Annotated in this window: 19 protein-coding genes; 7 read left to right on the top strand and 12 right to left on the bottom strand. The window is 58.5% G+C overall.

The window, feature by feature from the left end; all coding sequences use genetic code 11:
- Positions 1–30 precede the first annotated feature (30 nt).
- The 8 genes from BDE40_RS05030 to frr all read right to left on the bottom strand — a co-directional run bounded on the left by BDE40_RS05030 (position 31) and on the right by frr (position 8,082).
- Positions 31–654 carry an OmpH/Skp family outer membrane protein gene (locus BDE40_RS05030; protein WP_134013352.1) on the bottom strand — a complete coding sequence of 208 codons (624 nt, stop codon included), beginning with the start codon at positions 652–654 and terminating at the stop codon, positions 31–33.
- Between the two features lie 2 nt (positions 655–656).
- On the bottom strand, positions 657–3,008 hold the full coding sequence (gene bamA, locus BDE40_RS05025; RefSeq protein ID WP_134013351.1) for an outer membrane protein assembly factor BamA: 2,352 nt from the start codon (positions 3,006–3,008) through the stop codon (positions 657–659).
- 139 nt (positions 3,009–3,147) lie between these two features.
- On the bottom strand, positions 3,148–3,273 hold the full coding sequence (locus BDE40_RS18485; protein WP_281250184.1) for a hypothetical protein: 126 nt from the start codon (positions 3,271–3,273) through the stop codon (positions 3,148–3,150).
- 64 nt (positions 3,274–3,337) lie between these two features.
- A complete protein-coding gene (rseP, locus tag BDE40_RS05020) occupies positions 3,338–4,672 on the bottom strand; it encodes an RIP metalloprotease RseP (protein ID WP_134013350.1) in 1,335 nt (444 codons plus the stop codon).
- A gap of 32 nt (positions 4,673–4,704) precedes the next feature.
- Positions 4,705–5,880 carry a 1-deoxy-D-xylulose-5-phosphate reductoisomerase gene (gene dxr / locus BDE40_RS05015; protein WP_134013349.1) on the bottom strand — a complete coding sequence of 392 codons (1,176 nt, stop codon included), beginning with the start codon at positions 5,878–5,880 and terminating at the stop codon, positions 4,705–4,707.
- Positions 5,880–6,674, bottom strand: coding sequence for a phosphatidate cytidylyltransferase (locus BDE40_RS05010; RefSeq protein WP_134013348.1), 795 nt, complete (start codon positions 6,672–6,674; stop codon positions 5,880–5,882). The genes dxr and BDE40_RS05010 overlap by 1 nt, the downstream gene beginning before the upstream one ends.
- A gap of 32 nt (positions 6,675–6,706) precedes the next feature.
- Entirely contained in the window at positions 6,707–7,432 is a 726-nt protein-coding gene (gene uppS / locus BDE40_RS05005) for a polyprenyl diphosphate synthase (RefSeq protein ID WP_073141373.1), read from the bottom strand.
- An 86-nt stretch (positions 7,433–7,518) separates the two neighbouring features.
- Positions 7,519–8,082, bottom strand: a complete 564-nt coding sequence (frr, locus tag BDE40_RS05000; RefSeq protein ID WP_134013347.1) for a ribosome recycling factor — start codon at positions 8,080–8,082, stop codon at positions 7,519–7,521.
- Positions 8,083–8,271: 189 nt separating this feature from the next.
- Between frr and BDE40_RS04995 the strand changes: the two genes are divergently transcribed.
- Positions 8,272–9,342 carry a Hint domain-containing protein gene (locus BDE40_RS04995; RefSeq protein ID WP_134013346.1) on the top strand — a complete coding sequence of 357 codons (1,071 nt, stop codon included), beginning with the start codon at positions 8,272–8,274 and terminating at the stop codon, positions 9,340–9,342.
- Here BDE40_RS04995 and pyrH read toward each other — a convergent pair.
- Entirely contained in the window at positions 9,318–10,046 is a 729-nt protein-coding gene (pyrH, locus tag BDE40_RS04990) for a UMP kinase (RefSeq protein WP_134013345.1), read from the bottom strand. The genes BDE40_RS04995 and pyrH overlap by 25 nt on opposite strands.
- Positions 10,047–10,181: 135 nt before the next feature.
- Here pyrH and miaA point away from each other — a divergent pair, with 135 nt between their 5' ends.
- From miaA to BDE40_RS04960, 6 genes are all read left to right on the top strand, one after another.
- Complete coding sequence (gene miaA / locus BDE40_RS04985; protein ID WP_134013344.1) at positions 10,182–11,060, top strand: tRNA (adenosine(37)-N6)-dimethylallyltransferase MiaA; 879 nt, start codon at positions 10,182–10,184, stop codon at positions 11,058–11,060.
- A 106-nt stretch (positions 11,061–11,166) separates the two neighbouring features.
- Complete coding sequence (locus BDE40_RS04980) at positions 11,167–11,949, top strand: AraC family transcriptional regulator (RefSeq protein ID WP_134013343.1); 783 nt, start codon at positions 11,167–11,169, stop codon at positions 11,947–11,949.
- 273 nt (positions 11,950–12,222) lie between these two features.
- On the top strand, positions 12,223–13,896 hold the full coding sequence (locus BDE40_RS04975; RefSeq protein ID WP_134013342.1) for an ABC transporter substrate-binding protein: 1,674 nt from the start codon (positions 12,223–12,225) through the stop codon (positions 13,894–13,896).
- A gap of 134 nt (positions 13,897–14,030) precedes the next feature.
- The gene (locus BDE40_RS04970) at positions 14,031–15,080 is read left to right on the top strand and encodes an ABC transporter permease (RefSeq protein WP_134013341.1); all 1,050 of its coding nucleotides are present in this window, start codon (positions 14,031–14,033) and stop codon (positions 15,078–15,080) included.
- A complete protein-coding gene (locus BDE40_RS04965) occupies positions 15,080–16,537 on the top strand; it encodes an ABC transporter permease (protein ID WP_134013340.1) in 1,458 nt (485 codons plus the stop codon). The genes BDE40_RS04970 and BDE40_RS04965 overlap by 1 nt, the downstream gene beginning before the upstream one ends.
- A gap of 89 nt (positions 16,538–16,626) precedes the next feature.
- Positions 16,627–18,714 carry a dipeptide ABC transporter ATP-binding protein gene (locus BDE40_RS04960; RefSeq protein WP_134013339.1) on the top strand — a complete coding sequence of 696 codons (2,088 nt, stop codon included), beginning with the start codon at positions 16,627–16,629 and terminating at the stop codon, positions 18,712–18,714.
- A gap of 72 nt (positions 18,715–18,786) precedes the next feature.
- Here BDE40_RS04960 and BDE40_RS04955 read toward each other — a convergent pair whose 3' ends face one another.
- Genes BDE40_RS04955 through BDE40_RS04945 form a run of 3 tightly spaced genes read right to left on the bottom strand, consistent with a single transcriptional unit; the run spans position 18,787 to position 22,225 of the window.
- A complete protein-coding gene (locus BDE40_RS04955; RefSeq protein WP_134013338.1) occupies positions 18,787–20,256 on the bottom strand; it encodes a carboxypeptidase M32 in 1,470 nt (489 codons plus the stop codon).
- A 4-nt stretch (positions 20,257–20,260) separates the two neighbouring features.
- Positions 20,261–21,397: a heme A synthase gene (gene ctaA, locus BDE40_RS04950; protein WP_134013337.1), complete on the bottom strand. Its 1,137-nt coding sequence runs from the start codon at positions 21,395–21,397 to the stop codon at positions 20,261–20,263.
- A gap of 54 nt (positions 21,398–21,451) precedes the next feature.
- Complete coding sequence (locus BDE40_RS04945; RefSeq protein ID WP_121025022.1) at positions 21,452–22,225, bottom strand: RNA methyltransferase; 774 nt, start codon at positions 22,223–22,225, stop codon at positions 21,452–21,454.

Below are 22,225 nucleotides of genomic sequence, written 5' to 3'. Positions count from 1 at the left end.
CCAGCCTACGCGCGGCACAAGTTTGGTAGGTTAGTTATCTGTGGAGCTATTGTCAGTGTCGTCAGTCGTTTCTGCGCCTTCAGGATTTGGGCGCGGCAATGGCAGTGGACCTGGGTCAACCGGTCTTGGTGATGCGCCGATTGCCGCGTCGATCCGCTCGATAGCAGCATCCGTGATGTCGATCTGGCGCACCGAAAATATAACCGCTGTGTTGTTGAGAATTGCAACCGCGCCTGTTTCCTCGACCAGTTCCAACAAGACCGGAAACGCCGCCTCGAAAAAGCGGACGCGTTCAGCCTCGGCTTGTCGCCGGATGCTCTCGGTTTTTGCAGCCTGAGCACGGCGGATACCGGTGACACGTTCGTCGAAATCAGTCGCCAGCTTCTGGAATTCTTCGGCAGACATCCCTTCGCGCTCGACCGTTAAACGACGCTCTTCTTCTTCCAGCGCAGCCTCGATCTTGCGGTTCTCCTGCGACAGATCGGTGGACTGCTTTTGCAGGTCCTCCTGCACACGTTGTCCAAAGGCCGACGCCGCATAGACGCGGTCCTGATCGAGGGTGAGGACCGGACTAGGCTGAATGCCCTGCGCCGCAATCGGGGTGGCAGCGCAAAGCGCCACCACACACGCGCTTAGTGCACGCCGCAGGGCCATAATCAGAACTTCGTGGAGACAGTTAGATCGAACGACCGCTCTTTGTCGTAGTCTTCCTTGACCAACGCCTTGGAGAAGTTAAAGCGCAGCGGCCCAATCTGTGTATCCCAAAGCAAGGATACACCAATGACCGAGCGGATTTTGAAACCATCGTCGACAGCCGCCCCGGGAACGGCATTCGTTCCGGTGTTGGTGTCATCCAGCCCCCAAAGCGAGCCGACGTCAAAGAACACGCCGCCGCGGATGCCGTACTCTTCCGGCAAGCCCAGCGGGAAATCGGCTTCCAAGCGCGCGACTGCGAAGTAATTCCCACCCAGTGCATCCTGATTGGCACTCGTAAGGTCCCGAGGTCCTACACCTGCCCCATCAAACCCACGCAATTTGCTGGACCCGAGGAAAAATCGCTCAGTGATGCGGCTGTTGCCAGTCAGGCGCGTATTGGCCCCGAACTCGAACTGCGCACGCAGCGTTACTTCCTCGCGGGCAACCTTGGTTTCCGCAGAAACCAAACCGGTGGTTTGCAGGTACTTCAAACCGCCACCAACGCCAGCGATTTGTTGCCCGAACCGCAACAAAACCCCGCCATTCGGGTTCAGCCCCGTGCGACGCGTGTCGTAGGAATAAAGAACACCAAGTGCAGATGTGAACGCAGAGCCTTCGTCACGACGAATGATGTTAGAGGTCGTGGCGTTGACGTTTTTAATCGAGTCCTTCGAAATCCGGTAGCTCAGACGCAAACGACCGTTTTCGGAAACGGGGAATTCGATGCTGGGCTCAAACCCGACATTTTGCGTATCGTAATCCGCGTATTGGCTATCCGTGGTGCGGTAATAGGCGTTCAGACCAAGTGATAGATCGCGCCCTAAGAATGCAGGCTCGATAAAGTCTATCGACGTATTCTTGTTGTCAGACCCGGTATCGAACGAGAACGAAAGGGTTTGTCCGCGTCCGAGGAAGTTTCTCTCTTTGAAGTTCACGCTCAACGACGCGCCCGCATCGGCACCGTAGCTGACCCCGAAACCCAACGACCCTGTCGTGGTTTCTTCGACATCAACGTCAACGACAACCTGCTCCGGCCCGCTGCCTTGACGTGTGTTCACATCCGCCGTCGAGAAATATCCCAAGGCGCGAATGCGTTCAGCTGCATCGCGGATCTCGCGTGGGTTGAAGGGGTCGCCCTCAACCGTTTTGAACTGACGGCGGACAACGCGGTCCAACGTCGTCGCGTTGCCCTCGATGTCGATACGCTCGACGAAAACCCGCGATCCGCGGATCAGCGCGAATTCTACATCCAGAGTGACGTCGGCATCATTGCGGGTGATACGCGGCTCGACGCGGACGAAGTTCAGCCCCTGCCGCAGCGCAAGACGCTCCATGCGGGTGATCGTGTTTTCAATTTTTGCCGGAGAGTACACCTCGCCGTCTTTCAGACGGGCGACCTTGTGATATTCGTCGGCGTCAATTTCTGGCAAATCGGAATAGGTGGTCACCCGCCCGACTTTGAATTGCTGGCCTTCCCTGACCTTGAAGCTCACGAAATACCCGTCACGCTGGCGCGTCAGCTCCGGCGTTGAGGATAGAACCTGAAAATCCACATAGCCGCGCGACAGGTAGAAATCCCGAAGCAGCTGGCGGTCAAACGCGATGCGATCCCCCACAAACGTGTCCGACTGGATGATCGAGCGCAGAAAACCTGCCTGCTTGGATTCGATCACCCGACGCAAGCGGCGGTCCGAATACGCGCGGTTGCCGATAAAGCTGATACGCTCGACCTCAACGACGTCCCCTTCGGCGACTTCGAACACCAGATCGACACGGTTGTTGGAGCGCGGAATAATCCGCGGCGTCACTGTCGCAGCAATACGCCCGGCCTGGCTATAGCCTTCGGCCAGCAACGCGGCATCGGCCTCTGCCGTGGCTGGGCTATAGACCCTGCGCGACTGGGATTTCAGCAGCGGCATGAGGTCTGCGTCCTTGAGACGCTTGTTGCCTTCAATGTTCACGCGGTTGATTGTCGGATATTCAGAAACCGTCACGACCAAGCGGTTCCCGACCGGAACCACATCCACTGTTTCGAACAGTCCGGACCGTTGCAGACGCTGGATCGCATCATTGAGCTGGCCCGCAGTGGCGCTTTTGCCGCGTTCCAAACGCAAGTAGCTCAGAATCGTTGCATCTTCGATGCGCTGATTGCCGTCGATCTGAATCGAGGAAATCGGAAAACTCTGTGCAAATGCTGGCGTCAAAGGCACCGCGCTGCTGACAGCGGCAATGGCGAGCCCGGACAGAGCAGCCCTAACGCACTGAATTTGAATGAATTGACGTGCGTTCTGCGTCGCTTTTGCGATCTTCATGTGTTTGGGTCCCGCTCTGACACTCTATATTGTGTGTTCGGTCTAGCCCGAGTCTGCACACTTGTCAAAACGAAGCCCAAAAAAGACGCGCTGAAAACAGGCGTCTTTTATCTCGGTTTGTTACAGATATTTCAGCGGATCAAAGTCCGGCGAGCAGTCCCGCTGTTGCAAGTGCTGCGACGATGGCAACCGGCCATAGCAGGCGGTCCCAATTGAGGCTGATCAAAAGGCTCAGGCCTTGATAGCTGCTTTGAATGTGTTGCATGGGTCCGTTCCCTCACGAATACGGACCCTTTTTGATCTTCAAATGTGGCGCAAATACGGCAGCTTCACGCGCAAAAGAAGTCATTTGTTAAGGCAAACACCATCAAAGACAGCAGCAAAACCAGCCCGCCCATCATCATCGCGTTCAGCGCTTTGTCGCTTGGCGGACGCCCGACAACGGCCTCATAGGCGTGAAACACCAGATGCCCACCATCCAGCACAGGTATTGGGAAAAGGTTAAGCAATCCGACCGCGGTGGACAAAACCGCGATAAACCAGATGAACTCGGCCGCACCCTGCGAGGCCATATCACCGGAGGTTTGTGCGATGCCAATCGGGCCTTGGATATTACACGAACTTATCGCCCCCGTAATCATATGCCACATGCCCGACAGGCTCGATTGCGCGATGAACCACGTCTGGCGTACACCACCCCAGAGCGCGTCCCCTGCCCCAAGCGTTTGTCGGGTCGGCTCGAAGAATGCACCGCCCGAGAAGCCGATCAGCCAACGCGTCTCGAATCCGTCAGCCGTGGGCAAATCACGTTGGCGCGGTGTCAGTGTTTTCTCCAGCACTTCCCCATTGCGCCAAACCAGTAACTCCAATGGCTTGTCTTCGTTGCTTTGGGCCGCAACTTGCACTTCGCTCAATGCGAAAACGGGAGTGCCGTTAACTGATTGGATGACATCGCCCACTTCCAGACCACCGTCCATCGCGGCCGATTTCGGCTGCAACTGGTCAATGACCGGCGGGAACGGGAATACGCTGTCAAAGCTTACTACTTGCCCGTCGCGCTCGACTTCATAGGAAACCGTCGGCGCCGGTGCTGCGTCACGGGCCGCAAGGTAGAAGCCTTCCAAATCCGTGATTTCGGCGTCGCCGATACGTAAGATTCGGTCACCTTCTTGGAACAGCTCGATCTCACCGGGCAGCGGTTTGAGTTTGCCGATGACGGCTTCATCCGTAGTCGTGCCTGAAAACAGGAATATGCCTGCAAACACCAGAATGGACAGAATAAAGTTGAAGACAGGGCCCGCAGCCACGGTCGCCGCACGTCGCCACAGGTCGGCCCCGTGCATGGTACGTTTCCGCTCGGTCTCGCTCAGACCGGTAATCGCTTCGCCATCCTTGCCGGATGCCGCGTCGGAATCTCCCAGAAATTTGACATATCCGCCAAACGGCAACGCCGCGACCTGCCAACGGGTGCCGCGTTTGTCGACGCCCGAAAACAGCACTGGACCAAAACCCAACGAGAACACTTCTGCATGAATGCCGCACCAGCGGCCCACGATGTAGTGGCCGTATTCGTGAATCGCCACGATCACGCTCAGCGCCACGACAAAGGCGACCAACGCGCCGAAAAAGCCGCCAAACGAGGGAAGCATCCCCAAAATATCCATAAACCGCCCTTTCGCGTCTCGTTATCCGGTGTCTAGCGCACCGTTGCGTCTTGCATCATGTCTTGTGTGGTCTTGCGTGCCAAATGGTCTGTGGCAAGCACCTTATCAAGGGTGAGTATGTCGCAACTAAGACCATTACGCTGCTGCAAACGGTTCAAAACTTTGTCAACAAGCCGCGCCATATCCTGAAATCCGATCTGGCCCGCAATAAACGCGTCCAATGCGGCCTCTTTGGACGCGTTGAAGGCAGCCCCGGACAGCCCGCCCGTTTGCATCACATCGCGCGCAATGCGCAGCGCGGGATATCTGTCTTCTTCGGCGGGTCTGAAATTCAGGCTTCCGATCTGCGCCAGATCTAACCGTGCGACAGGGACATGCCCGCGATCCGGCCAGTGCAGCGCATAACCGATGGCATGGCGCATATCGGGCGGTCCAAGATGCGCCATCAGCGCCCCGTCTTTGAAACCAACCAGCGCATGGATCAGACTTTCAGGATGCACGACGGCCTCGATCTTGTCCGTATCGACACCAAAGAACTCTTTTGTCTCAATAAGTTCCATCGCTTTGTTAAACATCGACGCGCTGTCGATGGTGATACGCTGCCCCATATCCCAGTTCGGATGCGCGGAGGCTTCCGCCAAGGTCGCCTTCTCCAACGCTTGGAGGGGCCAATCGCGAAATGCACCACCGGAGGCCGTGATGATGATGCGCTCGACCGCTTTCATATCCTCCCCGACAAGGGCTTGAAAAACGGCGGAGTGTTCGCTGTCCACGGGCAGAATGGTCGCCCCGTGTTTCCGCGCCTCGGCCATCAGATATGGCCCCGCTGTGACAAGGGATTCCTTATTGGCCAAAGCCAGAATCGTGCCATGACGCAAGGCGCGAAGCCCCGGCACCAGACCGGCGGCCCCGACGATGGCCGACATGAACCAGTCCGCCTTCCGGTCCGCCGCCTCAGCCACGGCAGCTTCACCTGCGGCAACTTCGATCCCTGTTCCGGAAAGAGCGGCCTTCAGATCGTCATAGCAGTCGTCAAACGCCGTCACGGCAAGATCGGCGTTGAGCGAAATCGCCTGCTCTGCCAAACGCGCCACATTCCGCCCGCCCGTCAATGCCACTACATCATACAACTCAGGTGCACGCGCGATCAGATCGACCGTGTTTTCCCCGATCGAGCCGGTGGAGCCAAAGATCGTGACTTTGCGCATCAGCCAATCAATGCCGGTGGAAAATCAACGACTTGCTCGATCAGCAGCAAGAATACCGACGCGCCCAGCATTCCGTCAAAGCGGTCGAACACGCCGCCATGACCGGGGATCAGGTTCGACGAATCTTTCACGCCCATCTTCCGCTTTACGGCGCTTTCGGCGATGTCTCCCATCTGCGACGCCATGGAGATAGCAACAGATATGCCCAATATCTCAAGCCCCACCCCGGGGACTGTCATAAATGCCGCGCCTACCAGCGCTGCCGCAACCCAGCCCGCTACGGTGCCGGACCATGTTTTTTTGGGGCTGACACGCGGCCAGAACTTCGGGCCGCCGAATATCCGCCCCGCGAAATAGCCCAGCACGTCGGTGGCGATGACCACCAAGGCCAGCCAAAGCATCCAGACAAAGCCGAAATCAACGCGGAGGATCGCAAGCCCGTAGCACGAAATCACAATCAACGCAGCAAACACCATGTAGAGCGTCCGGTTACTGGACAGCAACGCGATGCCTGCCATTGCAGGGACCAGAATGAACGGCAGTCCAAGGCCCGGTGGCAGCAAACTCACCGCCAGGAACGATCCGGCCGCCAGCGCCCCCATGGTCAAGGCGCGGTTTTGCCCTGCCCCCAGCATGCGGACCAGTTCCCAAACCAATGCCCCGCACACGAGTGTCAGCAGCGCCATAAACCAGAAGCCACCTGCCCAGACGGCACCGATCCCGACAACGGCCATGACAGCGGCCGAACTCATGCGGGCCGCCAGATCAGAAAATTTTTCAGATGATGCGCTCATGTCGCCTCCCTAGAATTGCAGGCGAACGGCCTTCAAGCCTTCACTGCGCCAAAGCGACGGTCACGACTGCCATAGCGGGCCACGACGCTGGTGAACACCTCCGGCGTGAAATCCGGCCAGTGCGTGTCGATAAATTCATACTCGGCATAGGCCGATTGCCATAGCAGAAAGTTGGAAATCCGTGCCTCGCCGGAGGTGCGGATCACCAGATCAGGATCCGGCAAAACATAGGTATCAAGGAAGGAAGCCAGCACCTCGGAATTAACCTGCTCTGGCAATAGGCGCTTTTCCGCGATCTCCACAGCCAAACGCTGCGTGGCACGGGTCACCTCGTCCCGCGCGCCGTAGTTCAGCGCAATCGTCAGGTGCGTCGTGTCGTTCTTTTCGGTCAGTTTTTCGAGGTAATCCATCAACGCCTGAAGCTTCTTGTCCAGCTTTTCGCGGTCCCCGATGAATCGCACGCGGGTGCCGAGGCGGTGCAGATAATTGGCCTCGCGCTGGATATAACGCCGGAACAGCGCCATCAAACCCGACACTTCGGATTGGGTGCGCTTCCAGTTTTCGGTCGAAAATGCGAACATTGTCAGATACTTGACGCCCAGTTCTGGGCAGGTCTCCACTGCCTGACGCACGCGTTTCGCACCCGCTTGGTGGCCGAACAGTCGGGGCCGGTTGCGCTGCGTCGCCCATCTGCCGTTGCCATCCATAATGATGGCAACATGTTTGGGCCCATTCGGATTGATATCCACAGCGCTCATTTCGTTACCTCAATTTATTATTCGTTAATCTTCTTTATCAAAAAAGCCCGCACGTGTCAGTCGATCCGTTGCGGGAAATTTCACATCTAAACCTGCATGATCTCTTCTTGCTTGTTCTCAAGCGCCTGATCCACCAGCTTGATCTGCGCGTCGATCATGTCCTGAACCGCGGACTCCCAGAATTTCTGGTCATCCTCGCCCATTCCGTCAGCCTTGGCCTTTTTGATCTGGTCCATCGCATCGCGGCGAATGTTGCGGATCGCCACACGGGCATGCTCGGCATATTGCCCCGCCACTTTCGTCAATTCGCGACGGCGCTCTTCGTTCAATTCGGGGATCGGCAGCATAATGATCGTGCCGTTTAGTTGAGGATTGATCCCTAAGCCACTCTCCCGAATGGCTTTTTCCACTTTTCCGACGAGCCCTTTGTCCCACACGTTGATCGTCACCATCCGCGGCTCCGGCACGTTCACCGTGCCCACTTGGTTGATCGGGGTCATGGAGCCGTAGGCATCGACCATCACCGGTTCCAGCATTGAGCCGGAGGCCCGGCCTGTGCGCAGCGAGCCGAACTCGGTGCGCAAGCTGGCCATGGCGCCATCCATGCGGCGCTGAATATCGTCGGTGTCTAGCATGAAATCTTCGGACATAATCGGTCTCGTCTTTGAGTTTGCTTTGTCTGCTTGTGTAGACGATGCCTCGCGCCAAGACCAGACCCCGACGGAGCCTTCAATTGACAACAATTTTCATCAGTTGTCGCGCATTATGTTTTGGTATGTCATGCCACATTAAGGTTCGGGCCGCAGACTCACACCCTCAAGGAAGGGTGCAAACATGCCATGACGACAACCACGTCGGATTTCATATATATCGGCAATTTTGCCGACATGGATACCAATGAAGGCGATTGGGATACCGAGAACCCCAACCTTGTCCTTGGTGTCCATGACGATCTGGTCATTACGACCCTGACCCAAGTGGATGGGAACAACGATGGCTTGATCAATGACGACGAGGCGGGCAACCCAAATGATTACGTAGGTTACGACGTCGGAAACGGGACGACCACGCAATGGGTCGACAGCACGTCTGAATATAATGCCATCGTCACCCTTGGGGATGGCACACAAATGGTCATCGAACTGGTTGTCATCCAAACACAAGCAGGCGACGTCTTTGTGGCCGATCTGTATAACCGGACCGACCTTGACGCCAAAGCTATCCAGTCAGTTGAACTGACATCGCTCAAGGCCAGCAATTATGGAAGCTATTATTCAGAGCAAGGCGTGTCCGGCACCAGCGTTGTATGCTTTGCCGCAGGGACGGCTATACATGGCGCGCAAGGCCCCGTTCGCGTCGAGAATATCCAGCCCGAGGACAAAATATGGACGCTAGACCGCGGGTTTCAACCGGTGCGCAATATCATGCGACGCGCGCTCTTACGCCCAGACCATAATGCGCCAGTGCGGATTGCCAAAGGCGCTCTGTGCCAGGGCATCCCGCGCCGGACGTTGTTTGTCTCGCCGCAACACCGCGTTCTGCTCACCACCCGCGTGGCAAAAAACATGCTGGGCGACAGCGACGTGCTAATTGCCGCAAAGCATCTGATCGGCTTGGACGGGATCACGCAGCAATTGCCATTCCTGCCGGTCAGCTACACGCATCTTCTGTTTGATCGCCATGAAATTATACTAGCGAATGGCGCTGCGGTTGAAAGCCTGCTTACGGGCGCGCAAACCCGTAGAATTTTGGCCGCGTCGGGCCTGCCTCCAGACCCGATGCGCCCTGCCCGAACGGTGCTTGAAGGCCCGCGTGCGCGCAGGTTAATCGCCCGCCATCTGGCCAACCGAACCCCGCGCCAAGAGCCTTTGGCCCGGAACCTGCGTCAGGAGTCCTTCACAATCGTGTAAGTCCCCTCGCCCGCCAGAATGCCCTTGAACCCGCCCGGCTCGTCCAGCGAGAACACGATGATCGGCAGGTCGTTGTCACGGGCCAGTGCAATGGCGGAGGCATCCATGACGCCAAGGCGCTTTTGCAGGACGTCATCAAAGCTGACCTTGTCATAGCGCACCGCGTCGTCGTGCTTGGCGGGGTCCTTGTCATAGACGCCATCAACCTTGGTGCCCTTGAAGATCGCCTCGCAGGACATTTCGTTTGCCCGCAATGTCGCGGCGGTGTCGGTGGTAAAATACGGGTTCCCCGTTCCGGCGGCAAAGATGCACACCCGCTTCTTCTCCAAGTGCCGCACTGCGCGGCGGCGGATATAGGGCTCGGCCACCTCGTTCATGGTAATCGCCGAAATCACCCGTGTGTGGATGCCAAGGCTCTCCAGTGCTCCCTGCATCGCCAGCGCGTTCATCACCGTGGCCAGCATGCCCATGTAGTCCGCCGTCGTCCGCTCCATCCCCTGCGCGGAGCCCTGAAGCCCGCGAAAGATGTTGCCGCCGCCAATGACCATGCAGATTTCCACGCCCATTTCGTGGACCGATTGCACTTCGCGAGCGATCCGTTCCACCGTTGGCGGATGAAGGCCGAATCCCTGATCCCCCATCAATGCCTCGCCGGAGATTTTCAACATAACGCGTTTGTAGGTCGTCTTGGAGGCATCGGTCATGGCGGGCAGCCTTTCTGGGAGTGCGATTTGAGCAGTTGCAAATTGGTGGCAAACTGTCGGAAAACGCGGAAAGTTTCAACGGCCAAGCGCCGTCCACCCGCGACAAACTGTTAATAACTGGAATCCCACCGCGCGATGTTGCCTCTGCTTGAACATATCGGAGCCGAACAGCCGGTTTTGATCGCCGGACCAACTGCCTCCGGCAAGTCCGCGCTGGCCTTGCAGATTGCGACCACGCTGGGTGGCACGATCATTAACGCCGATGCGTTGCAGGTCTTCGATTGCTGGCAGCTTTTGTCGGCCCGCCCCGATGCCGCCGAGTTGGCGCAGGCAGACCACAGGCTTTACGGGCACGTGCCCTACCGCGAGACCTATTCGACAGGGCATTGGCTTCGCGATGTAACGACGGAACTCGCCAAGCCATCCCGTCCGATCATCGTCGGGGGGACCGGTTTGAACTTTACGGCCCTCACCCAAGGCTTGGCCGATATCCCGGCTATCCCCAGTACCATACGCGCTGCGGCCGAGCAGCTGACCCGCGAAGACATGCTTCAGGATCTGGACCCCGAGACTACCGGACGCATCGACGTGCTGAACCGCGCACGCGTGCAACGCGCGTGGGAGGTTCTAAAAGCCACCGGTCGCTCGATCAGCGCGTGGCAGTCCGAAACACCGCCGCCCACCCTGCGCCGCGAAGATTGCACCGCGATTGTGCTGAATGCCCCCGTCCCGTGGCTCGACGACCGGATCATCCGCCGGTTTGATCAAATGCTGCAAAAGGGCGCGCTGGACGAGGTGCGGGCGCTGCAATCCGATTGGGATATCCAGCGCCCCTCCGCCAAGGCCATCGGCGGTCCTGAGCTTATGGCGCATCTAAATGGCGAAATTCCGCTGTCAGAGGCCCGCGACCGCGCGATTATCGCTTCGCGTCAATATGCTAAGCGCCAACGAACATGGTTCCGTGCCCGTATGAAAGACTGGACGCAGATTTCCGCCGATGAATTGCGTTTTTGACACAGAATTGCCTTAATTCGATATTTGACAGCTTGAAGGCGGGCAAACTACTACTCAGTTTGTCTATATTCGACGTTCCGGCACGACAGCATTCGCAGGACATTTTATGACCCGTCAAATTCTACCTCAAGTAGAGACCCTTGCGACCCATCAACGGTCTGAAGCATGGCGGACTGACGCAGCGCAATCTCTGGACCACCCGATCCTGTTCTGGATCACCCGTGGTCAGGGGCGCATCATGGTGGATTGCCGGATGCGTGGCATCGGGCCGAATACCGCGATTTTCATCCCGCCCCATACGCTGTTCAGCTACGAGATGTTTGCAAGCCCGCAAGGCATGGTCGTCTCGCTTCCGCGCAACGATACCTCCGGACTTCCGCGCAGGCCCGCCCTGCTGAAAGCCTCGAGCGTGCAGATGCAAAGCGAGATCACAGGGCTCATCGACGCGCTGTCGCGCGAGTTGGGTGAATTGCGCACGGGTCAGCGCCGCGCCGTCATGGCCTATGTCATGATGCTTGGCGTTTGGATCGACCGCGCCTTGACCGGACAGCCTCAGGGCGAGCTTGGGAAATCGGAACGCGTGCTGCAAAAATTCAGCCACGTGGTCAGCATTGGCCATCGCGACGGCAAATCGCTGGGCGAATTCGCCGCTGACTTGCAGGTCACCCCGACCCATCTCACACGCCTGACGCAAAATGCCGTCGGCAAGCCGGCCTCTACGCTGCTGCAAGAACGGGTGATCCAGGCCGCATGCGAAGCCTTGCTTCACACCGACCGCCCTGTGCAAGACATCGCCGAAAAGCTCGGTTTTTCCAGCCCTGCCTACTTCACGCGGGCCTTTCAGGCACATACAGGAAAAAGCCCTTCTGCGTTTCGCAAGACAAGGTAAACCTCCCGACATATCGCGCTTTTGCAATACGTTCGCCGGATCGTACTGAATTCAGCTTCCATAAATGTCGCTTTTTGACATTGCGAATGTCGTTTTTTTACCCCAGTCTGACGGTTCCAACCGTTGACGCGACCCGAAAATTGGTGCGCTATGAGGGCCGGAGCGTTGATGGGGAGACGCAAAAGCCGAAAACATTCAGCCATAAGCCAGCTGGACCGGGCGTGCTCGGTCAAACGTGCTGCAAAAAACGACAAAGTCTACAGGGAGACAATCATGACAAACCAAACCTTTACTGGCGGACCGGTTCACCCGGCCGTCGATATGTATGTCGAAGAACACAAGGCAGGCCAAATGGACCGCCGCGAGTTCATGACACGCGCAACCATGCTGGGCGTCACCGCGACAGCCGCATACGGCATGATCGGTGCCACGCCTGCCAAAGCTGCGGCACACGCCCAGCAAGGCGGCACATTGCGCATGCAGATGGAAGTCCGTGCACTGAAAGATCCGCGCACATTTGACTGGACACAGATCGCCTACTTCACCGCCGGTTGGCTGGAATATATGGTTGAGTACAACTCCGACGGCTCCTTCGAGCCGATGTTGCTGGAGTCGTGGGAGATCAACGACGACGCGACCGAGTACACATTGAATGTTCGCAAGGGCGTCAAGTGGAACAATGGCGACGACTTCACCGCAGACGATGTGGCACGTATGGTTACTGCATGGTGTGACAAAGACGTCGAAGGCAACTCGATGGCTGGTCGCTTCTCCGTCATGATCGACGCCAACACCAACAAAGCTGTTGATGGAAGCATCACGGTTGTGGACAGCCACACGGTCAAACTGAGCTTGCCAGCACCTGACATCACATTGATTGCAGGCATGTCCGACTACCCTGCCGCTGTGTATCACAGCTCGGCCACGGGGACGCCGGAAGATATGTTGGCCAACCCGATCGGCACCGGCCCTTACAAGCCAGAGTCTCTGGAAGTTGGTGTCAAAGCCGTCATCGTGCGCAACGAAGGCTTTGACTGGTGGGGCTATTCCGCTGGCAAAGGCGCGTATCTCGACAGCATCGAATATATCGACTACGGCACCGACCCTGCGGCTTGGGTTGCAGCGGCTGAAGCCGAAGAAGTCGACATGTTCTACGAAACTGTTGGCGAGTTCGTGGACGTCATGGACGGTCTGGGTTGGGAAAAGTCGGAAGTGGCTTCTGCCGCAACCATCGTTATCCGTCCTAACCAAGTTGCTGAAGACGCCAACGGCGTGAAGCCTTACGCAGACGTTCGCGTCCGTCAGGCCATCGCCAAGGCCGTTGATCGCGGTGTTTGCCTCGAACTGGGCTACGCTGGACAAGGCATTGTCGCGGACAACACGCATGTTGGCCCGATGCACCCGGAATATGCAGATGTTCCGGGCATGGAGTATGATCCAGCCGCTGCCAAGGCGCTTCTCGACGAGGCCGGCATGGCCGATTACGAGTTCGAGCTGATCTCCATCGACGATGACTGGCGCAAGAACACAACTGATGCCGTTGGCGCTCAGCTGCGTGATGCGGGCTTCAACATCAAGCGGACGATCATACCGGGCACCACGTTCTGGAACGACTGGACCAAGTACGGCTTCTCGTCGACCAACTGGAACCACCGCCCGCTTGGCGTCCAGATCCTTGGCCTTGCATACCGCTCCGGCGAAGCATGGAACGAAGCTGCGTTCTCGAACGCAGAGTTCGATGCGGCCTTGGCCGAAGCCAACTCGATTGCCAACGATGACAAACGTCGTGAGGTAATGGCGAAACTGCAGACGATCATGCGGGACGAAGGCGTGACCATCCAGCCATACTGGCGGTCGCTCTATCGCCACTCCAAGCCGGGTATCGTCGGCGGCGACATGCATATCGCTTACCTGCCGCAAATCTACAAATACGGCTTCGCTGCGTAAATCAATTCAGGTCAGGGCCGCATCTTCGGGTGCGGCCCTTTCTTCCTCAATAACCGCGCTGCCAGGGCTGCCCTGGCTCCAGACGCCCAGAAGGGCGCACATGTCGCGGCCAAACAGACAGGGACCCCAATCACATGGGAATGTTCATCCTACGACGTGTAGGCGTGATGCTGCTGACGGCTTTTTGCCTGACCTTCATCGTGTTCTTTATGACGAATCTTTACCCCAACCTTGAAAAGCTCGCCAAAACCCAAGGCAACTTCCGCATGTCCGACGAGGCCGTGGTCAGCTACCTGACCCGAGAGGGCTACATGGCCCCCCTGCCCGTCAAATACGGGCGCTGGCTGGGTGTGTTGCCCAACCATGTCACTACCAACGATGAGGGCGTGACCACCGGCAAGTGCATCCGCGAAGGCGTCAACACCGCCGAGACAGCACCACGCTATTGCGGTGTGTTGCAGGGGGAATGGGGCTATTCGTCGGTCTTCAAGGATGACGCAGGTTCGATAATCGCGAAACGCTTGGGGCTGACCGGATGGCTCGCCCTGTTGGCCTTCGCCGTGATGATCCCCGCGGCCCTGATTATCGGCGTCCTTGCAGGGATGCGCGAAGGCAGTCGGATGGATCGAACATTGTCCACCTTCTCCATCGCCTCGTCTGCGACGCCCGAATATGTCTCCGGTGTGATCTTCATCGCCGTGTTCGCCTCCTCCGCCTTCGGCCTCAAATGGTTCAAAGGCTCCGCCACCTCCGCGATGGAGGACTTCACATGGGCCAATATCACCCTGCCCGTCGCGACGATCGCGCTCTACGGGGTCGGCTATGTCGCCCGCATGACCCGCGCCTCCATGGCCGAGGTCATGACCGCGCAATACGTGCGCACTGCGCGGCTCAAAGGTGTCAGCTTCGGCAATATCGTCGTCAAGCACGCTTTGCGGAACGCCTTGATCGCGCCGTTTACCGTCATCATGCTGCAATTCCCGTACCTGCTGACCGGCGTCGTCATCACCGAGACCTTGTTCAACTACAAAGGCTTCGGCTGGATGCTGGTTCAGGCGGCCTCGAACAACGATATCGACCTTCTGCTCGGCGGCTCCGTCGTCGCGGTGATCGTCGTTCTCGTAACGCAGCTGATTTCGGATATCGGCTACGTGTTCCTCAACCCACGCATTAGGATTTCATAATGGAGCCGCTCACTTGGACTGGTGCGCTAGGCACCCTTTTGAACCCTCTCTTCGCACTTGCTGTGTTGGGACTAATCCTCGCCGTGGCCGGTTACTTGCTGGTCAGTGCTTACGAGAACGTACAAGCCGCGTTCAGCACCACCTCTGGCGGAATTGTCATGAGTGCGCCGCATTCTGAATCCTTGGCGCGTTTCATCCTACCGACCGCCGTCGCCACATTGGGGCTCGGTATGATCTACCTGCTGGCAGGTATCGTGACCCCTTACGGCACCGCTGGAATTCTGGGCGAGTTGGGCGTTCGCTTCCTGCCCGTCTGGATCGCACTCGCCGTGACCTTCTTCCTGTCGATCACCTACAAGCGCAAGCTGGGCCTCTATGGCAAACTCTTCGACAGCCCCATCGGCATGTTCGGCTTCGCCATTGTGATGTTCTGGGTCTTCACCGCCATCTTCGTGGCCATGGACCTGATCATCACCCATGATCCGCTGGGTCAGGTCTCCGGCATGAAGAACAAGCTCCCCGGCACGCCGCTGCGTGGCGCGGCAGAGGGCGACTACACCCACTACCTGCTTGGGGGCGACAACCTCGCGCGTGACGTGTTCTCGCGCATGGTCAAAGGCTCTCAGGTCGTGTTGGTCATCGCACCGGCGGCCACATTGTTTGCCTTCATGGTCGGCATCACGCTGGGGCTACCGGCGGGCTATTTCGGCGGCAAGCTGGACACCATCATCAGCTTCATGGCGAACCTCGTTTTGGCCTTCCCCGTGATCTTGCTGTTCTTCCTGCTGGTCACACCAGAAATTCGCGCCGCGGGTATCGCTATACCGGGAACGGAGTATATCTGGCGCGTGCCAACGATCCTCGCCTCGATCCTGTTCTTGTTCCCGCTGGTGTTCCTCGTGGTGCTGTTCGACTCGCGCTACTTCACCCAACCGCCCAAACGAAACCTCTATGTCGGGCTGACCATCCTGATCGGTGGGTACATCTACCTTGGCATGGCGTGGGATGCAGACCCGCTCGGGCTGATCTCCATTGATGGCGGCGTGTTGATCGTGTTCGTCTCGGTGGTCTTCGTGAACTCCCCCACCGTGTTCCGGATTGTACGTGGCTTGGTCCTCGACATCAAAACCCGTGACTACGTGGCGGCAGGGCAAACCCGTGGTGAAGGCCCTTGGTACATCATGCTCTGGGAAATCCTGCCCAACGCACGCGGCCCGCTGATCGTCGATTTCTGTCTGCGCATCGGCTACACCATCATCCTGCTGGGCACCTTGGGCTTCTTTGGTCTCGGGTTGTCGTCGGAAAGCCCCGACTGGGGCACGACGATCAACGCAGGCCGACGCTTGCTCAGCATCTATCCGCATCCCGCGATCGTACCTGCCATCGCCTTGATGAGCCTCGTTCTGGGGTTGAACCTGCTGGCCGACGGGCTGCGCGAAGAATCCCTGAAGGACTGATATCATGCCCGACAAAAAGCCGACACTTTGCCGACGCTTTGCCGACCGGCCTTCAGTGCCGAAAAAACCAACTCAGGGAGGCCGCAAAAATGGCTGACGCAGAGACCTATTCCGGCCCGATTCTGGAAATCGACCAATTGTCGATTTCCTTCTTCACCCGCCTTCGCGAGATACCCGCCGTGATGGATTTCTCTTGCATCGTGCAACCCGGCGAAGCCATGGGCCTTGTCGGCGAGTCCGGTTGCGGCAAGTCCACCGTAGCCCTCGGCGTCATGCAGGATCTGGGCGTCAACGGCCGCGTGGTCGGCGGTTCCATCAAGTTCAAAGGTCAAGACCTTGGCCAGATGAGTCCGGAGGAATTACGCAACATCCGCGGCTCCGAGATTGCCATGATCTATCAGGAACCCATGGCGTCTCTCAACCCCGCCATGCGCATAGGCAAGCAGCTTATGGAAGTGCCGATGATCCATTTCGGCACCTCCGAAAAAGAGGCCTATGAGCGCGCGTTGGAGGTGGTCACCGACGTCAAACTCCCTGACCCCAAGCGTATCCTCAACAGCTTTCCCCACCAGTTGTCCGGCGGCCAGCAACAACGCATCGTGATCGCTATGGCCTTGATGTCAAAGCCTTCTCTGCTGATTTTGGACGAGCCGACGACCGCTTTGGATGTGACCGTGGAGGCCGCCGTGGTCGAGCTGGTCAAGGACCTTGGCAAGAAATACGGCACGTCGATGCTGTTCATCTCGCACAACCTCGGGCTGGTCTTGGAAACCTGCGACCGCATCTGCGTGATGTATTCCGGCGAGGCGGTGGAGACCGGCTCCATCGAAGACGTCTTCGACGACATGCAGCACCCCTATACGCAGGCGCTGTTCCGCTCGATCCCGCTTCCGGGCGCCGACAAAAACTCGCGCCCGCTGGTCGCCATCCCCGGCAACTTCCCCCTGCCGCACGAGCGCCCTCAGGGGTGCAACTTCGGCCCGCGCTGCGACTACTTCAAGGAGGGCTTGTGCGATCAGGGCGACATCAAGATGCACAAGATCAGGGGCAATGACCGCCACGGCTCCCGCTGCCTGCGCATCGAGGAAATCGACTGGAACGCACCGATTGAGATCGGGGCGCAAACCGAGAAGCCCGAACCCGGTGAAGTCGTCCTCAAGATGGACAACCTCAAGAAATATTACGAGGTCGCCGCCTCAGCCCTATTCGGCGGGGCCAACAAGAAAGTGGTGAAGGCCAACGAAACCCTCAGCTTCGAGGCGCGCGAGTCCGAAACCCTTGCAATCGTTGGGGAATCCGGTTGCGGCAAGTCCACCTTTGCCAAGGTTTTGATGGGGCTGGAGACAGCCACCGAAGGCAAAATCCTGCTCCACGGCAAGGAGATTCAGGACGTCTCGATTGAAGATCGCGACACCAAAACAATCTCCAACGTGCAGATGGTGTTCCAAAATCCGTTCGACACGCTGAACCCATCAATGACCGTTGGGCGTCAAATCATTCGGGCGCTGGAGATCTTCGGCATCGGCGACACCGAGGCGGCCCGCGAAACACGCATGTTGGAACTGTTGGACCTCGTAAAACTGCCCCGCGAATTCGCCACCCGCATGCCGCGACAATTGTCCGGCGGACAAAAACAGCGCGTCGGAATCGCCCGCGCCTTTGCCGGTGACGCCAAGATCGTGGTGGCGGATGAACCTGTGTCGGCACTCGATGTATCGGTTCAGGCGGCGGTCACCGACCTGTTGATGGAAATCCAGCGCGAGAACAAAACCACCCTGCTTTTCATCTCTCATGACCTGAGCATCGTCCGCTATCTGGCCGACCGCGTTATGGTCATGTATCTCGGCCATGTGGTTGAACTGGGCACGACGGATCAGGTCTTCCAGCCACCCTATCACCCCTATACCGAAGCGCTGCTCTCGGCTGTCCCCATCGCCGATACCTCGGTCGAAAAACAGCATATCGTTCTGGAAGGCGACATTCCCTCGGCCATGAACCCGCCCCCCGGATGTCCGTTCCAGACGCGCTGCCGTTGGAAGGATCAGGTGCCGGGTGGGCTATGCGAAAAAGACGTGCCGCCAGTGCGGACCTTGGCGGAAGGCCATCAAGTCAAATGCCACCTCGCGGATGACATCTTGGCCCGCATGGAACCCGTCATCAAAATCGCCGCCGAATAAACAAATGCCGCGCCTCCAATCGGGCGCGGCATCTCCTATCATTGCTTCAAAATACCTCCGCCGGAGGCTCCCTCAGACGCCGTAAAGCGATTCGAATTTGTCTTCGAGATACGCCAGCAGCGGCTCCTCTGACGGCGCGAAACCACAGGCATACTCGATGGTTTCCCGCGGAGCGCGCAGCCCGCCATGTTGTTGCAAGTTGTCCTTCAACCACGCCGTTGCCGCGGATGTATCCCCACGAGACAAGTCCTGATCCAGCGATGGAACCGCCTTACGCAAAGACGCATACAGGCACCCCGCATAGACATTGCCCAAGCTATAGGTCGGGAAATAGCCAAACAGCCCGAAGGACCAATGCACATCTTGCAGAACGCCGTTTGACGGCTTGTCGACCGCAACTCCGAAATCAGCTTCAAACCGCGCATTCCACGCATCTTCCAAATCCGCGACATCCAATGCGCCGGAAATCAGCTGCCGCTCCAGATCAAAGCGCAACATGACGTGCAGGTTATAATGCACCTCGTCGGCCTCGGTCCGGATGTAGCCAGACCCCACCCGGTTCACCACGGCATAGAACGCCTCCTCATCCGCGACCCCGAAGTCACCGAACTGGTCCCGCATCTGGCCATAGAGCCAACCTGTAAATGCGCGCGAGCGGCCAAGCTGGTTTTCGTAAATTCGCGACTGGCTTTCGTGAACGCCCATCGACACGCCAGCCCCAAGTGGCGTCAGCGCATACTCGGCCCGTACCCCTTGCTCGTAGCAGGCGTGACCAACCTCATGGATCGTGGAGTAAAAGCAGTTGAACGGATCGCGCGGACTGGTGCGGGTGGTAATCCGCACATCAGTGCCGGAGCCGCTGGAGAACGGATGCACCGCTTTGTCAATCCGTCCACGTGTCAGATCATATCCGAAGGCCTCCGCCAGTTTGGCGGACAAGGCCATCTGCCCCGCCTCGTCAAACGCGCGGTTCAATGGCGCAGGCGCCTCCGCCGCAAGAACACGGGCGCGCAGATCGACCAGCCGCGGGCGCATGCGATCAAACAGGCCCTGCAGTTCTGCGCCGGTCATGCCGGGCTCATAATCGTCCAGCAATGCGTCATAGAGATCGCCACCGTTTGCAAGGCAGGCTGCCTCCTCGCGCTTCAAATCTATCATCCGGCTGAGAGTTGGTGCGAAGCCTTCAAAATCATCCTCGGCCCGCGCCTTGGCCCATATCCCCTGCCCCGCAGAGGTGTGACGCGCTATGTCGGTGGCAAGCTTCTCCGGCACCTTGGTGTTGCGCATGTAAGAGCGTTTCATCTCCCGCAGGATCGCCGCACCGGTCTCGTCGAGCGCTTCGGCCTTTGCCAGCCAGTCTCCGATCCGTCCGTCCGTGCGCCGCGCGTGTAGGACAGCCTCTAACGCGGCCATTTCCTCGGAACGCAACTCGGCGGCACCCGCAGGCATCACCGTTTCCTGATCCCACCCCGTGCGGCCCGCAACCGAGGCAAGGGCTTGCGTCGTGCGGTCTTGGGCCATCAGGTCTTCATATGCTGACATGGAGTTAAGTCCTTACAGATTGAGCGGTGGGGTAAATGCTCAAGAACCGAGCTCGCAGGATCAGGCAAATCAGGACCACCGCACCAAGTTGGTGGATGATCGCCAGATGCCAGGGGGCCGCATACAGAACGGTTCCGATGCCCAGAACCAGCTGGCCGAACATCATCACGGCGACCCAGTCAAAGGCCTGTTTCACCGCGCGGTTGGCCGCGCCGCGTGAGCGCCACCAGATGAACATGCCCAGCAGGAACAGGATATAGCCCAGCGTGCGGTGGTTGAATTGCACCAGCGCCTCGCTCTCGAAGAAATTCCGCCATACAGGGCTGTATTCGAAAGCAAGAGTCGGAAAGACGTCCCCGGCCATCAAAGGCCAGTCAGTATAGGTGCGCCCCGCGTCGATACCCGCGACCAACGCCCCGACGATGATCTGTAAATAGGCAACCGGAACGAGCCAGCTGGTGAGTATCGTGAGCGTGGAGGACCCCGACCGGCGGGCCTGCATCAGCTCGGCATCCGTGCGCCCCAGCATGAAGACATACCACGCGATCAGACCAAGGATGACAAAGGCCAATCCCAGATGTGTGGCGAGCCGATAGGACGCGACATCCAGCATCTCGCCCGTCAGGCCAGAGGACACCATCCACCAGCCAATCGCACCTTGCAACCCGCCAAGCGCCCCGATCCCGACCAAACGGCCCGTCCAACCCGTTGGGATTTGTTTGCGCAACAGGAACCAGAAGAAGCCCACAGCCCAGACCAGCCCGATCACCCGCCCAAGCTGGCGGTGGCCCCATTCCCACCAGTAGATCGTCTTGAATTCGGACAAGCTCATGCCCTTGTTTTGCAACTGGTATTCCGGGATCGCGCGGTACTTCTCCAGCTCCGCTTCCCACGCGGCTTCCGACATCGGCGGCATGGCACCCGTCACCGGTTTCCACTCGGTGATGGACAAGCCGCTATCGGTCAGGCGCGTCAGCCCACCGACGACGATCATCACCACAACCATCGCGAACAGCACCATCAGCCAAGCGCGTATCCCACGCCGGTTTCCACGGCTGGCCGCACGGTCAATCGCACCCGGTTGCGCGGTGGGTTTTTCGGCCGTTTCGACCTCTTCGAAAATGCTGCGTTTGCCTGCCATATCGTGCCTCGTTATTTCGCCATCAACCTAAGCCGCAAGGCCCAGCCCGACAAGTCAGTCGCCGCGTTCTTTCCACCGCACAAACTGTCGCAGCATTCCGTGGAACGTCTGGATATCGGCCTGCGTCATCGGCAGGCGTGACAGCATGTTGCGCAGGTTGAGCCGCATGGAATCCGCTTTGTGATCAGGGTAGAAGAATTTCGCCGTGTCGAGACGTTGAACGAAATGCTCGTAAAGTTTCTCCACCTCAACTTGTGTGGCGAATTCCGTTCCGGCCATCTCCACCACCTCCGGCGCGTCCTCGCCTGTTTGGCGTCGCCATTCATAGGCGACCAGCAAAACGCATTGCGCAAGGTTCAGCGACGCAAAGCCGGGGTTTACCGGAACCGAGATCAGCGCATTGGCCTGCGCGATGTCGACGTTTTCCAAGCCTGCCCGCTCTGGCCCGAACATGATGCCTACTTGTTTACCTGCGGCTGTCATCGCCCGCGCATGCTCCATCGCGCGCTCAGGCGTCATCACAGGTTTGGTCAGATCGCGGGACCGCGCGGTGGTGGCAAAAACATAGTCCATGTCGGCCAATGCATCCGCTGTGCTGTCGAAGACGCGCACATGATCCAGAACCCGCGACGCACCCGAAGCCGTGGCGACGGCGGCGGGGTTCGGCCAGCCATCACGCGGGGTGACCAGCCGCATCCGTTGCAACTCGAAGTTCCACATCGCCCGCGCGGCAGAGCCGATATTCTCGCCCATTTGCGGCGCGATCAGCACAACCGTGGGTTGCGCGCCGCCCCATGGGGCTTGGGATTGGTGGTCGGTACCGGACAT

It is taken from the genome of Litoreibacter halocynthiae (genome assembly GCF_004365635.1).
Classification (GTDB): Bacteria; Pseudomonadota; Alphaproteobacteria; order Rhodobacterales; family Rhodobacteraceae; genus Litoreibacter; species Litoreibacter halocynthiae.
This window is presented reverse-complemented; position numbering and strand designations above follow the sequence as displayed.